A 12,193-nucleotide genomic window follows, 5' to 3' on the forward strand; every position below is an offset into this window, starting at 1 on the left:
ACATGACCAACCCGCAAGGCTTCCGTGTCATCGATGGTGACGGGCACGTCATGGAGCCCGATCACATCTGGACCGAGTACATCGACCCTGCCTTCCGTGACCGGGCACCCCGCCGGGCCAAGGCAGACGGGCAGGGCTGGGCCCAGATGCTCGTCGACGGGCAGCCGATGTACCGGAACTACCCGGACGAACTGGTCGCCGAGTTCCAGCGGCGCACCCTGGAGAGCTACGGAGAGTACGCCGCCCGCGGCTTCGACGCGGCTTCCCAGGTCAAGTCCCTGGACGACCAGGGGATCGACATGTCGTTCCTGTACCCGTCTCTCGGGCTCGGCACGGTCGCGATCGACGGGATGGACCCCAAGCTCGCAGCTGCCATCTCCCGTTCGTACAACAGGTGGCTCGCCGACTTCTGCTCGTACGCGCCGGACCGGCTCAAGCCGGTGGCCCTGCTCAGCCTGCACGACGTCGGGCTGGCGGTCCGAGAGCTCCGATATGCCGTGGAGACGCTGGGCATGCGCTCGGTGATGCTCCGGCCGAACATGGTCAACGGCCGCTCCGTCGGGCACCCGGACACGGCGCCGTTCTGGGCCGAGGCCGCGGCACTGGGCGTATCCGTCAGCTTCCACGAGGGCTGCCACACCATGCTCCCGGCGGCCGGAGCCGACCGTTTCACCACGCACTTCGCGATGCACAGCGCCTGCCACCCGATGGAGCAGATGATGGCATTCATCGCGCTCGTCGACGGCGGCGTGATGGAACGCCATCCGGAACTGCGGTTCGGCTTCATGGAGGCGGGCTGCGGCTGGGTGCCCTACCTGCTGTGGCGCATGGACGACCTGGAGTACCGCAACTGGAAGTTCCAGATCCCGGGGGTCAAGCACACGCCCACGGAATACTTCCGGCGCCAGTGCTGGGTCACCGCCGAGGGCTGCGAGCCGTACCTCGACAAGCTGGCCACCGACATCGGCACCGACCGACTGCTCTTCGCCAGCGACTATCCGCACCCGGACCATGAGTTCGGCGAGGAGCTGGAGGACGTGCTGAAGAGCGGCCTCTCCGATGACGTCAAGCGGGCGATCCTGTGGGACAACCCCGCAGCGTTCTATGGCGTCGTCTGATCTCCTCCCGGTGACCGGGGCCGTACGGCCCCGGTCACCGGGTGCGGACATCTACTCGCACACGGACGGGCTCGCCGCACGCTACGAGGCGGTCAACCTGGGCCGGGGCGCCCCCGACTTCGACGGCCCACCTGTGCTCCGGCGCGCGGCCCAGCGCGCCATGCGCTCGGGCCTCAACCAGTACGGGCCGTCGGCAGGCCAACCCGAGCTACTGAGGGCCCTCGCCGCCGGCGCGGCCCCGTACGACCCCGCCACCGAGATCACCGTGACCGCCGGGACCACCGAAGCCGTCGCCGTGGCGCTCGAAGCGCTGCTGTGCGCCGGTGACGAGGTGCTGCTCCTGGAGCCGTTCTACGACTCGTACCCCGCGCTGGTACGGCGCGCGGGCGGCATCCCGGTGCCGGTCCCGCTGGTCCGCCAGGGCGATGCGTACGTGCTTGACTCGGACGCGCTCAAGGACGCTGTGACCGGCCGCACCCGGGTTCTGCTGTTCAACTCCCCCCACAACCCCACCGGGTGGACCGCCTCCGGCGCGGACCTGGAGGCGCTGGCCGCGCTGGTCCTGTCACACGGGCTGTGGGTGGTCAGCGACGAGGTGTACGAGGAGCTCGCGCTCGACGGCCCGCACCGCAGCATCGCCACCCTGCCGGGCATGCGCGAGCGGACCGTGGTGTGCTCCGGCGCGGCCAAGTCGCTGAACGTCTGCGGCTGGCGCGTCGGATGGGCGTACGCACCGGCCGGCGTGACCGCACGCCTGCGGGAGGCCCACCGGGTGCTCTCGTACTGCGCGCCCGTGCCCCTGCAACTCGGTGTCGCCGCCGGACTCGACTGGGCGCACCGCACCGGCTGGTTCGGGCAACAGCGGGAGCACTACCGGGAACGCCGCGACGTGCTGGTGGCGGGGCTGGCAGCCGCCGGCCTGCGGCCCTCCGTACCGGCAGGCGGGTTCATGGTGATCGCCGAGACCGGACCGGCGCTGCCCGCCGATCCGATGGCCGCCAATGAGGTACTGGCACGGGAGTTCGGCGTCACCGGGCTGCCGTTGTCCGGGTTCCACGCGCGGCCCGGCGCCGCCCGGGGCCTGCTGCGGTTCGCGTTCTGCAAAGAGACGGCCGTGCTGGCGGAGGCTGCGCGGAGACTGTCCGCGCTCGCGCCGGCAGCCGGAGAGGAGACCACCGCCGATGACGACCGACCATGACACACCTTCTGCCGAGGCCGCCCTCGCGGCGGCGTGGCAGGGCTTCAGCACCGGATACCGGGTACTCACGGAAACCGAACTCGACGTGCTGTGCCACAAGCTGCTCGGGCACGGGCCGGCGGCAGTCGCGGACCGCGCGGCGCGTGAGCTGCGTTCGTACACCGCGACCGTGACCGCGGGGCCGCAGCCGAACCGGCCGCCCGCGGTGATCATGCACTCGGCGACCCGGACCACCCGCGGCTTCGACGGCGACCTGGCCGACGTACGCGCCGGCCGGGACCCGTACGACGTGGCGGGCTACCTGGAGGCCCGGGCGGTTTCACTCGCGGCTGCCGGGGATCTGGCGGTGGGCCGCACCCAGCCGTGGCGGGATGCGGTGCGTCACTACGGGACCGACTCCCTCGACGTCGGCCTGCTCGAACCGTACTACCTCTCCGACGCACTCCTGACCGTGGCCGCCGAGACCCCCCGGGTACTCGTGCCTCTGGTGGAGTGGCTGCGGGACCGGCCTTCGGCTGTGGTGCGGCTGTACGCGCTGGACACCGAGACCCAGGTGTTCCTGCTCTGGCTCAAGGCGCAGGCCGGCCTGGACGCTCTGAACGTCGATGCCAACAACCCGGTGGTGTCGGACCGTTGGAATCGCAAGAACCACATCCATCCCACCGTCGAGGACGCCCTCGCCATCACGGCGGTCGGTCTCGACGCGGATGCGCTGCTCCAGGCCGAACAGCGAGCGTCCGAGGCACACCGGCTGCTGGGGCTGGCCGTTCCGGTGCTGCCCGGGTATCTGGTGGAACGCTCCGCGAGCGTGGCGGCCTTCGCCGACTCGGTGGTGGAGGCGGCCAGGCTGCTCCGCGAGCGGTACGGGCTGGAGTACGGCTGCCTCAAGCCGTGCGAGGCGGGAGACGGCGCGCGGATCGTGCCGGGGATCGCCTTGAAGAACGAGGAGACACTGAGGGACCACGCGGTGGAGGCGTACCAGCACGGTGACGCCTACCTGCTGGAGGCCCACGTGGACTTCCTGCACTGCGAGATCGGCGGACGGCGCTTCATCATCGCCCCGTCCGGGCACATCCGGGGCGGCAGGGTCGCGGCGGGCCTGACCCTCCAGTTGATGAACGGGGTCGCATGGGAGGGAAACGTCACCTTGACCGCCGACGACTGCGCGCGGCTGGGGGTGCCCGCCGAGTACCACGACCGGATGACTGCCGCCCTGAACGCCGTGCGGAATGCCTTCCACGGGCCGCGCGCCGCCGAACAGGGTTGCAAGGGCGGGCTGGTGACAGGAGGGGTGGACTTCGCGGTGGGCCGGATCGGCGGGGTCTTCGGCGACCGTGTCGTGCTGGGGGCGATCGACTTCAACCTCTCCTCGCACGGCGCCGAGTACCTGCGCTCCTTCCAGGACAAGGTGCCCGGGCATGTGGCGACCCGGGTCTACCGGCCGGCCTCGGAGGCCGATCTGGCCGCGACCGTCACAGCCGTGACCGGGCTGGCCCCGGACGTGGCCACCCAGGTGGTGGCCAGCGTCCCGGGCCGCTGGGGCATGGTCGCGGCTGCCGGGACCTCCCTGGAGGATGCGGCCCGGACCGCCCAGCGCCTGGTGGAAGGCCTCCGGTCCCTCGCGCTCGCCCGGTGACCCGTCCGCCGTCGGCCCGGGTCCCGGTACCTCAGGGGCGCCGTGCCTGCCCCGGCGGGTGGCCGGTCAGGGCCGCGACAGCAGGGCCGACAACGGCTCAGCTGCTGCCAGCAAGGCCCTGACCAGCGGGAGGCTCCCAGCCGGATGGCCGGCCGGGAGTTCCTCGGGATGCCACTGGACACCCATGGCGAACCAGTCCGGGTCGGTCGACTCGATGGCCTCGGGGATGCCGTCCGGGGCATGGGCGCTCACCTGCAGCCCGGTGCCGGGCAGCCGGACCGCTTGGTGATGGCGGCTGTTGGCCGGCAGCGCGCCGGAGCCGAGCAGGTCGTGCAGCCGGGTGCCCGGGACCGGGTTCACCGGGTGGCCCGCGCCAGTGCCGTCATGGATGTACGTGTGGCACTCGGCCGGCAGGTCGCGCCACAGACTCCCGCCCAGGGCCACGTTCAGCAGCTGTGCGCCCCGGCAGACACCGAGCAGGGGCAGCCTGTCCTCGCGGGCCCACCTGGTCAACCGCAGTTCGGCGAGGTCGAGCTCGGGATGTATCTCGCCCTCCGGCCCGGGGCCTGCCCCGTAGCTCGCCGGGTCGAGGTCCATCCCGCCCGGCAGCAGCAGCGCGTCACAGAATTCGTAGATCACCCGCAGGTCCGGTCCGGCCAGCGGGGGAATGCCCAGCGGAATTCCCCCGGCGGCCTCCACCGCCGAGAAGTAGCTGATGCTCTGCATCCAACGATCTGCTTTCCCCGGCCGCCGCCATGGGCGCAGGGGTATACCGACCACCATGTTTTCCATGGCAGCCGATTCAAGCATACGAATGAGGTTCATGGTATGGAAAGAGGCTATCGACTCATTGCCGTCGAGGGAGTCGACGGGAGCGGCAAGTCCACTCTTGTGGAGAACCTCCGGGAACACCTTTCAAGGAACTTCCGGACGGAAATCGCCCGGCCGGCCCGGGCCATGACGGCCGCCTTCCGGGAGTTGGCCGAAAAGGGTCGACCCGAATCCGTCCTCTACCAGGACCGCATACCACCGGATTTCCGCCACAGCGCGTACCTCCTGGAAACCGCCGTGCACTTCCGATACCGGCGTGAGCAGTTCGAGCACGCCGATTTCGTCCTCTTCGACCGCTGGTTGCAGACCTGGCAGGCGTATTGCGACGAGGTGGTCGAGCACCGTGACTGGATGTCCCGGATCGCCGCGACGACGCCTGAACCCGATGTGCTGCTGTGGGTGCGGATCGACCCCGAGACCGCGTGCCGGCGACTCGTGGAGCGACAGGACCGCTGGGCGCGGATCTACTCGCCCGCACAACTGCACGACAAGATCGCCCGGCTCTGCGACCGCTACGAAAAGGCCATGCTGGACACCCGCCCCGGTGCGGTGGTGCTCGACGGAACGCGCAGCCCCGGCGAGCTGCTCGCCGGGGCCCTGGACCGCGTGACCGGGAAGGCTGCCTGACATGGAGACCTTGGACAACGTCCTCACCCGGCGCAGCGCGAATCGGCTCACCGGGCCGGCCCCCGACGACGCCGAGCTCGAAGTGCTGCTCAAGGCCGCGATGACCGCACCCGACCATGGGCGGTTGCTGCCCTGGAGACTCGTCACTCTGCGGGGTGAGGACCGGGTCGAACTGGGCCGGTGCCTGGCGGGGCTGGCGGCCGACGATCCCGGTGCACGCGAGCGGGCCGCCGCCAAACCGCTGCGCGCCCCACTGCTCCTGGCCATCGTGTTCTCACCTGTGGAGCACCCGAAGGTGCAGCGCTGGGAACAGCTCGCGGCCACGGCCGCCGTCGTGCACACGTTGTCGCTGCTGTTGCACGACCGCGGTTACGCCTCCATCTGGCGTACCGGCCCTGCCACCGAGGACTCCGGCGTGCGCGGGCTCCACGGGCTCGGCCCCGGCGAACAGCTGCTGGGCTGGCTGTACGCCGGGACCTCGATGGTTGCGGCGCCGCCCAGACGCCCGTACGAGGTGGGCCCGCGGCTGATCGCCCTCGCCGACATTGCCGGCCCGAATTGACCCCCCTTCCGGTTTACGCCACGACCGGATCCGAGGACTTCGGCCCCTGTCCCTGACGTCAGCCGGAAGGCAGGATGAAAGTCCCTTCCACGGTAGGTGTGGAAGGGCTTCGATATCAGTCCAACAGAAGGGGTACGAAGTGAATCCCGACATTGAGCTGGGTGACTTCAGCGAGCAGGAGTTCACCACCTCCGCAGTGAACAACATGATGCGCTTCACGGATTTCTCGCCTCTGACGAAGGCCGAGGAATCCACCGCAGCAAGCGCGATCGTCATCCGCTGAGATAACACCATTTGCCGAAGTCGCCGGGCCGGCCTCCGGCCGGCCCGGCGACTTCGGCCTAGGGGGCAGAATGCGCAGCGCTTTCTATACGCTCGCGGCCGAGCTTGCGGCCACCGAAGACACAATGTCCAGCGGGGTCTACGCCGTCTGTCTCAATTCTTCCGAAGTCGAGGGCAAGGACCCACAGGCCGTCGCACAGCACATCGGACGGCTCGTCCGCAGGGCCGGTGAGCGGCCCACGGCCGTGGTACGCAAGCTCCCGTCGGATGTGCCCACGGAACTCGAGGCTGCCCCGGACGAATGGCTCGCCGTGGTCAACGAGCACGGGAGCGGCAGTACCGGCTGGGTGGTGGTGGCGAGGACTGACTCGGTGGTGGTGAGGCTCGGCCCGGGCCGACTCGTGCTATCGGGCCAGGCCGGCTCGCCGCTGGTCCACGTACCGCCTTCGTGTGCCGACCTGTTGCCGCCACCGCCCGTCCCGCAATGGGGCGGGGTGCCGTCAGAGAGGACCCCGCATGTCTGAACGAGGCAGGATCATCGTCCTGGACGATTTCTACGCGGAGCCCGAAAAGACACGGGAGTTCGCGCTGTCGCACGACTACCGCAGCGCCGCCGCGTACAACTATCCAGGCTGGCAGAGCGCCAAGATGCTGCACAGCCCCGCCCTGATGGACCTCTTCGGCGAGCTGACGAACTCCCGCGTGGATGTGGACTTCAACTCCTTCACCTTCGGCGGCTTCCGCCTGGCGACCGAGGCGACCGGCCGACTGGCCAATGTGCATGCCGACCAAGCCGCCGACTGGGCTGGACTCGTCTACCTCACGCCCGACGCACCGGACAGCGCGGGCACCGGATTCTTTCGGCACCGTGCGACTGGGCTGGAACGGCCACCCACCGACGCGGAGGCCCGGGCAGACGGATACGGAGATGCCTTCGCCTACGAGCAGGCAGCGATCATTCCCGACTACCCGGACCCCACCGCCTGGGAGCTCATGGAGTGGGTCGCGCCGACCTACAACCGGCTGATCCTCTTCCAGGGCTGCGAGCTCTACCACGCCTCCCTGGGCGGATGCGGCAGCACCCCGGCAGATGCCCGGCTGACACACAACTTCTTCTTCAACGAGATCGCCCACCGGGGACCGGTGTCCCTGCGGGACGGCTCCAGGCGACAGGACCCCGTGTGCGTCGGTTACTGACAGCGGCCACGCCGTACGAGAGGACCGGCCGCTTCGGGCCCGCGACCGCCTTCGTCGCACTGTCCGGAGCCCTCCTGACCCGTGAGGGCGAAGACATCGTGACCCCAGGCCTGGCAGGACGGCCCGTCCGTACCTCCAGGACCGTGGGTACCGCCGCCGACCCCGTCCGGCTACGCGACTCGGGCCTGGGGCTGCGCACTCTGGCCCTGGTCACCGAGTCCACGGACTCAGGCGGCCCAGGTGACGGGCAGGTGATCACCCTGCACACCGTTCTCGACGGCTGGAACCTGATCCGCACGCACGGCCGCAACCTCGATCTGCGCCACGCGGATCTGCGTGGTGCCGACCTCGCCCGCGCGGATCTGCGGGGCGCCGACCTGCGGCATGCCGATCTGCGCGGAGCAGACCTGGAATGCGCCGATCTGTGTGGTGCCGTCCTCGACAGCGCAGACCTGCGCGGGGCAGTGCTCAAGCGGACCAACCTCATCGACGCGAGCCTGCGCGAGGCGGACCTGCGCCGCGCCGACCTCAGCCACAGCGACATACGGGGTGCAACCCTCGAGCGAGCCGCACTGCGCGGCGCCGAAGTTTGGTCGGCGTTCATCGGACACGCCTCGCTCGACGGCGCACACCTGGACGGCGTCGACATGTCCCGTGCCGACGAACGAGGAAGGACGACAACCCATGCGGATGCCCCGCAGCCGCGTGAGGTCCCAGCCGACGTCCCCGGCGGAAGAGACTGACCTGCCGCCTGACGCGGTACGACGGATGCTGCGCGCGCTGCTCCTGAACTTCGGGATCACCAGCATCGCCTGCTACGCCCTCCTGCCCGTCCTGCCCGTCCTGCTGGCGGATTGGGCATCGGGGCCGGTCTCAGTCGGCCTCGTCCTGTTCGCCTTCAGCGCGCTGCGGTTCTGCGGGTTCCTCGTCGTCGACCGGGTGGACCTCACCAGGGTCCGTCCCGTGTTGGTGCTCTCACTCGCCTCAGCTGCCGCCTTGGTCGGCGGGGCAGCGCTGATGCAGCGGCAGCAGACCGTCATGGTGGTCCTGCTGCTGGGGGTCGCCGTGTGCATGAGCATCAACTCCGTCATCGTCCGCGCATGCATCGGAGAGTTCGTCGCCACCCCGGAAGCCCGGGTAGCCGCCTCTTCCAGGCTGATGGTCGTCACCAACCTCTGTTCGGCTGCCGGACCCACGCTCGGAGCTGTGCTCTTCTCCTCCTCCACGCAGGCCTGGCTGCTCGTTACCGCCGGCGTCTTCTCGATCTCCTCGCTGGTCACCGCAGTCGCTGTACCCGGCGGCTTACGGCTGGCGCTGGACCGGTCCGCCGCGCGGCGTGGCTGGATGCGCATCGCGCTCGGCAACCGCGCCCTGCTGCGCACGGCCGTAGCGTCGTTCCTGTGCTTCGTGCTGTACGCGCAGCTCTTCTCGGCCATGCCTCTGTACGTCTTCGGCGCTGACCACCCAGCGGCGGGAGGCTCGCTGTTCCTGATCAACGCGGTGCTGATCGTGGTCCTGCAAGTGCCGGTCGGCAAGGTCGCCGGCCGCTACATGGCCGATCGGCGGGGCGGCTTCCGGATGTTCGGTGTCGTGGCGCTCTTCATGGCCGCGGCCTTCGCCTTGACCGGCTTCGCGGAGCTGCGCATGCCTCTGCTCATCGCTGCCATCGTCCTGTTCACGCTGGGCGAGACGGTTCTCGGAGCCGTCAACGACCAGGCTTTCGTGGGAGTGAAGGGTGACCTGGACACCCTCTCGGCGGTGAAGGCCCGGATGCTGGTCACCGCCCTGGGCCAGGCGGTCGGAGCATTCCTCGGCGGTAGCGCTGCCCTGACCATGGCCGACCGCTGGGACTTCGCCTCCTACTGGTACACCATCGCCGCCCTGGGCATCTTCACCGTGGTGTTGTCCGCCGCCAAGTCTCTACGTACGGCTCGCCGCCACGTGGGATAGGGCGCATGCGCCCGTCCTCGCTGTGAAAGGGTCGCACCGAAGGCGGCCGCCGGGCGAAAGTCCAGTTCAGGTGCCTTCTTTGTGCCCCTGGAAGAAGCCGAGCCTCTTCGGGGACTACGACACCAGCATGTTCTTCGTCTCCTGGTGGTACAGGGGCCGCACTGCCTCTGACCAGCCGAAACAGTGATGAGTGGGTCTGTCGGTCGGTGGCTGGTCCGTGAATGGTCCGGATCTTGGCGCCTCGGGGTGGAGCGCTTCCAACTGCGCGACAGGTTCGTGTCCGTGAGAGCGGTCATCAGGACTCCTCTGCGACCGAGCCCTCCAGACAGCCCGTTCCTTACCAGCAGCTGACCGACACGGCCGCGGCCGCGCCGTTGGCCGCGCTGCGCGCCGCCGGTGTGCTGGAGCGGATGGCCGCCCGGGTGGGCCGGGAAGCCGCCGACGTGCTGCGCGACGACGGTATGTCCGCCGAAGCGGTGGCCACCGCGCTCGGGACCACCCGCTCCCAGGCCTTGGTCCTGCTCCTGACCGCGCGGGACAGGTAACGGCACGCAACCACAGCATCGCCCTTCCTCGCGGATGAGCAGCCCCGTGTCGCCTGATCCCTCCGCGCGGCGCTCGCGCGTCGTCATGGTGGAGCCCACGCTCACCCAGCTCACGGCGAGCGAGACGCACCGCGTGGACCGGGCGATCGTGGCCATCAGGGTCAACCCGGTCCTGGGCGCGGGTCCACTGGTGAAGCGGAGAAGGCCCGGTGTCCGGGGTTGGATGTCAGCTGCTCGGGTGCTGGAGTGCCTGCCTTACCCACGGGCATCTGGGCGGGCGGGCCGCGCTGTCTCGGGTGGGGCGCTGTCGGGTCAGCCGATGGTGAAGGTGGCGGTGTGCTTCTGGAGTACGACGCGGTCCTTGCCGGTGCGGTTTTTACCGTCGGTTGTGCGTCTGCCTTTGGTCTTGGTTCCGGTGATTTCGACCTGGTAGGTGCCGGGCTGCAGGTTGGTGTAGGTACGTGTGACGGTGCACAGGTAGGAGACGGATCCCACGCCGGCGTGGAAGGCGTCGCTCTGCAGGACGTCCTGGCCCTGGCTGAGGGTGATCGTCCCGTCGATGACCGGTTTGAACTCTTCGGCCAGGTCTGGTCCCTCGCGGTGCCACATGATGGCGTCCCAGAACCAGCACTCGGCGTCGTAGCGGACGGTGGCTTCCTGGAATTCCTGTCCCCAGGACACGTCCACGGTCAGGACGGCGCCGACGCTGGAGATGTTGCCGTTGTCGCCCTGCGAGTCCAGCGTGCCGCTCTGCGGGGATCGAACGGTGGTGGTGACCGCGGGCGAGCGGGACTCGATCCAGTCCACCTGTCCGAGGGCGCCCTCCTGGCATGTGGTCACGTACCGGTCGTCGCGCTGGCTGCGTCGGCGGGTGCCCTTGGGCCGCTGCGATCCGTCGTTGGCCACGCAGTAGCCGATCCCGCCCGCACCGGGGAGTTGGATCGGCTGGGCAGGCGTCCACAGGGTGAATCGCTCCTGATCGTCCGTCATGAGTGAATCTTCACCGCACATGGTGGGAAACAAGCCCCGCCGCTCGTAACGCCACCCCGTAGGACGATCTGGGCGGCGAACGCCACCGGCCTGCAAGCGCGAGCCGGGGCCGGTCGCTCCTGGCCGCCGGGGTGGTGGCGGGCTGCGCGTGGCGGGCTTGAAGCCGCTCCGGCTGCCTTGCGCCGCTTGGCCGGCTCCGACCTTCGCGGCGGCCGCCGGGCCGCGTTCGGCACGGATGCCCGGCAAGTAGGGGCTCGGGGACGCGGGCTCCTTCGAGGCGACCCTGACAGCGACCAGGGGATCGGATGGGGCGAGACTTCTCCCATGAGAGTCAGATGCCTGCGGATCATCCACCCCGCGGCCGACGTGCCGGTCATGGAGTTCGACGGGATCCGGGTGGGCGGCATCTACCCGGTTCTGGAGATGGTCACCTACGACATCGATTGCCAGATCCGTGTGCTCGGCCGCGGCACCCCCGACCCCGGACTGCTCTGGGACCCTGCCGACTTCGAGACTGTGGACACCCGGATACCACCCGGCTGGACCCTGGTCATCTATGGCGGCCGCACCCGCCTCGCGGATGCCCGCTGGCAGCGCCCCGGATTCTGGACCGACTACGCCCACGGCGACCCGCAGGCCCTGGCCGACTACGAGCACGTGAAGCGCGAACTCCTCACCGCCGCGCCACCCGAGAACTGACCTATGCGTCGGGTTCCTTCTCCCGTGTCCTGACGGAAGTCCCGGGTGAACTCATTGCAAGTTCTGTGGCTATCCAGCCATGCCGGCTTGATTCGATCAGGTCTTTTTCGTCCGCCGCGCTTGCCGTGAAGTGCCTTCCTCACAGACTGAGCACACCGCACCGCAGGCGACGCCCTGTCAGTCGCGAACCAGGGAGGGGTGTAGTGGCTCTCGCCTCGGTGATCCGCGCGATGTGCGAGCACGTGGGAGCCCCCTGCCGGACCTCGGGCAGAAGGCTCCCGTGATGGGTGGGCGCGTGTGGGGCCCGTCAGCCGATCGGTACCACTTGCTCGGCCTGCGGTCCCTTGGGGCCCTGGGTGACGTCGTACTCGACCTTGGCGCCTTCGGCGAGTTCCTTGAAGCCGGTGGTCTGGATGGCGGAGAAGTGGACGAACACGTCCGGGCCGCCGTCGTCCTGCTGGATGAACCCGAAGCCCTTCTCCGAGTTGAACCACTTCACAATGCCTGTTGCCATCGGTGTCCCTGTCGATACGCCACGCGGGGCGCGGTGCGAGACCG

At 69.4% G+C, this 12,193-nt stretch carries 15 protein-coding genes; 12 read left to right on the forward strand and 3 right to left on the reverse strand.

Features of this window, described 5'->3' with window-relative positions:
* The first annotated feature begins 2 nt into the window (after positions 1-2).
* Genes AB8A24_RS10280 through AB8A24_RS10290 form a run of 3 tightly spaced genes read left to right on the forward strand, consistent with a single transcriptional unit; the run spans position 3 to position 3,952 of the window.
* Positions 3-1,118, forward strand: coding sequence for an amidohydrolase family protein (locus AB8A24_RS10280; RefSeq protein ID WP_266359273.1), 1,116 nt, complete (start codon positions 3-5; stop codon positions 1,116-1,118).
* On the forward strand, positions 1,105-2,316 hold the full coding sequence (locus AB8A24_RS10285; protein ID WP_266359275.1) for an aminotransferase class I/II-fold pyridoxal phosphate-dependent enzyme: 1,212 nt from the start codon (positions 1,105-1,107) through the stop codon (positions 2,314-2,316). Before AB8A24_RS10280 ends, AB8A24_RS10285 begins: the two co-directional genes overlap by 14 nt.
* A complete protein-coding gene (locus tag AB8A24_RS10290) occupies positions 2,300-3,952 on the forward strand; it encodes a hypothetical protein (protein ID WP_328964424.1) in 1,653 nt (550 codons plus the stop codon). The genes AB8A24_RS10285 and AB8A24_RS10290 overlap by 17 nt, the downstream gene beginning before the upstream one ends.
* Positions 3,953-4,018: 66 nt before the next feature.
* On the opposite strand, the gene AB8A24_RS10295 is transcribed toward AB8A24_RS10290, so the two are convergent.
* Positions 4,019-4,678, reverse strand: coding sequence for a gamma-glutamyl-gamma-aminobutyrate hydrolase family protein (locus AB8A24_RS10295; RefSeq protein ID WP_328964425.1), 660 nt, complete (start codon positions 4,676-4,678; stop codon positions 4,019-4,021).
* A 102-nt stretch (positions 4,679-4,780) separates the two neighbouring features.
* Here AB8A24_RS10295 and AB8A24_RS10300 point away from each other — a divergent pair, with 102 nt between their 5' ends.
* The 8 genes from AB8A24_RS10300 (at position 4,781) to AB8A24_RS10335 (ending at position 9,946) form a co-directional block, all read left to right on the forward strand.
* On the forward strand, positions 4,781-5,410 hold the full coding sequence (locus tag AB8A24_RS10300) for an AAA family ATPase (RefSeq protein WP_328964426.1): 630 nt from the start codon (positions 4,781-4,783) through the stop codon (positions 5,408-5,410).
* A 1-nt stretch (position 5,411) separates the two neighbouring features.
* Positions 5,412-5,972, forward strand: a complete 561-nt coding sequence (locus AB8A24_RS10305; protein WP_328964427.1) for a nitroreductase — start codon at positions 5,412-5,414, stop codon at positions 5,970-5,972.
* A gap of 139 nt (positions 5,973-6,111) precedes the next feature.
* Entirely contained in the window at positions 6,112-6,255 is a 144-nt protein-coding gene (locus tag AB8A24_RS10310; RefSeq protein ID WP_369475379.1) for a hypothetical protein, read from the forward strand.
* A 70-nt stretch (positions 6,256-6,325) separates the two neighbouring features.
* A complete protein-coding gene (locus tag AB8A24_RS10315) occupies positions 6,326-6,778 on the forward strand; it encodes a hypothetical protein (protein ID WP_266359287.1) in 453 nt (150 codons plus the stop codon).
* On the forward strand, positions 6,771-7,451 hold the full coding sequence (locus AB8A24_RS10320) for a DUF6445 family protein (RefSeq protein ID WP_266359289.1): 681 nt from the start codon (positions 6,771-6,773) through the stop codon (positions 7,449-7,451). The genes AB8A24_RS10315 and AB8A24_RS10320 overlap by 8 nt, the downstream gene beginning before the upstream one ends.
* Positions 7,452-7,702: 251 nt before the next feature.
* Positions 7,703-8,194 (forward strand): pentapeptide repeat-containing protein, encoded by a 492-nt coding sequence (locus AB8A24_RS10325; protein WP_328964429.1) that lies wholly within the window; start codon positions 7,703-7,705, stop codon positions 8,192-8,194.
* Between the two features lie 25 nt (positions 8,195-8,219).
* Positions 8,220-9,401, forward strand: a complete 1,182-nt coding sequence (locus AB8A24_RS10330; protein WP_266359293.1) for an MFS transporter — start codon at positions 8,220-8,222, stop codon at positions 9,399-9,401.
* A gap of 374 nt (positions 9,402-9,775) precedes the next feature.
* Entirely contained in the window at positions 9,776-9,946 is a 171-nt protein-coding gene (locus tag AB8A24_RS10335) for a hypothetical protein (protein ID WP_328964430.1), read from the forward strand.
* 312 nt (positions 9,947-10,258) lie between these two features.
* Here the strand turns inward: AB8A24_RS10335 and AB8A24_RS10340 are convergent, their stop codons facing one another.
* The gene (locus AB8A24_RS10340) at positions 10,259-10,936 is read right to left on the reverse strand and encodes a hypothetical protein (protein WP_328964431.1); all 678 of its coding nucleotides are present in this window, start codon (positions 10,934-10,936) and stop codon (positions 10,259-10,261) included.
* 324 nt (positions 10,937-11,260) lie between these two features.
* Between AB8A24_RS10340 and AB8A24_RS10345 the strand changes: the two genes are divergently transcribed.
* A complete protein-coding gene (locus AB8A24_RS10345; RefSeq protein WP_328964432.1) occupies positions 11,261-11,635 on the forward strand; it encodes a hypothetical protein in 375 nt (124 codons plus the stop codon).
* A 307-nt stretch (positions 11,636-11,942) separates the two neighbouring features.
* Here the strand turns inward: AB8A24_RS10345 and AB8A24_RS10350 are convergent, their stop codons facing one another.
* Positions 11,943-12,149 (reverse strand): cold-shock protein, encoded by a 207-nt coding sequence (locus AB8A24_RS10350; protein ID WP_081524690.1) that lies wholly within the window; start codon positions 12,147-12,149, stop codon positions 11,943-11,945.
* Positions 12,150-12,193: the final 44 nt, after the last annotated feature.

It is taken from the genome of Streptomyces sp. BF23-19 (genome assembly GCF_041106355.1).
Lineage (GTDB): Bacteria > Actinomycetota > Actinomycetes > Streptomycetales > Streptomycetaceae > Streptomyces > Streptomyces virginiae_A.

Bases quoted from the DNA above. Each gene is read 5' to 3' on its own strand.
- AB8A24_RS10280 (WP_266359273.1), top strand. From the start codon at position 3: ATGACCAACCCGCAAGGCTTCCGTGTCATCGATGGTGACGGGCACGTC.
- AB8A24_RS10285 (WP_266359275.1), top strand. From the start codon at position 1,105: ATGGCGTCGTCTGATCTCCTCCCGGTGACCGGGGCCGTACGGCCCCGG.
- AB8A24_RS10290 (WP_328964424.1), top strand. From the start codon at position 2,300: ATGACGACCGACCATGACACACCTTCTGCCGAGGCCGCCCTCGCGGCG.
- AB8A24_RS10295 (WP_328964425.1), bottom strand. From the start codon at position 4,678: ATGCAGAGCATCAGCTACTTCTCGGCGGTGGAGGCCGCCGGGGGAATT.
- AB8A24_RS10300 (WP_328964426.1), top strand. From the start codon at position 4,781: ATGGAAAGAGGCTATCGACTCATTGCCGTCGAGGGAGTCGACGGGAGC.
- AB8A24_RS10305 (WP_328964427.1), top strand. From the start codon at position 5,412: ATGGAGACCTTGGACAACGTCCTCACCCGGCGCAGCGCGAATCGGCTC.
- AB8A24_RS10315 (WP_266359287.1), top strand. From the start codon at position 6,326: ATGCGCAGCGCTTTCTATACGCTCGCGGCCGAGCTTGCGGCCACCGAA.
- AB8A24_RS10320 (WP_266359289.1), top strand. From the start codon at position 6,771: ATGTCTGAACGAGGCAGGATCATCGTCCTGGACGATTTCTACGCGGAG.
- AB8A24_RS10330 (WP_266359293.1), top strand. From the start codon at position 8,220: ATGCTGCGCGCGCTGCTCCTGAACTTCGGGATCACCAGCATCGCCTGC.
- AB8A24_RS10340 (WP_328964431.1), bottom strand. From the start codon at position 10,936: ATGACGGACGATCAGGAGCGATTCACCCTGTGGACGCCTGCCCAGCCG.
- AB8A24_RS10345 (WP_328964432.1), top strand. From the start codon at position 11,261: ATGAGAGTCAGATGCCTGCGGATCATCCACCCCGCGGCCGACGTGCCG.
- AB8A24_RS10350 (WP_081524690.1), bottom strand. From the start codon at position 12,149: ATGGCAACAGGCATTGTGAAGTGGTTCAACTCGGAGAAGGGCTTCGGG.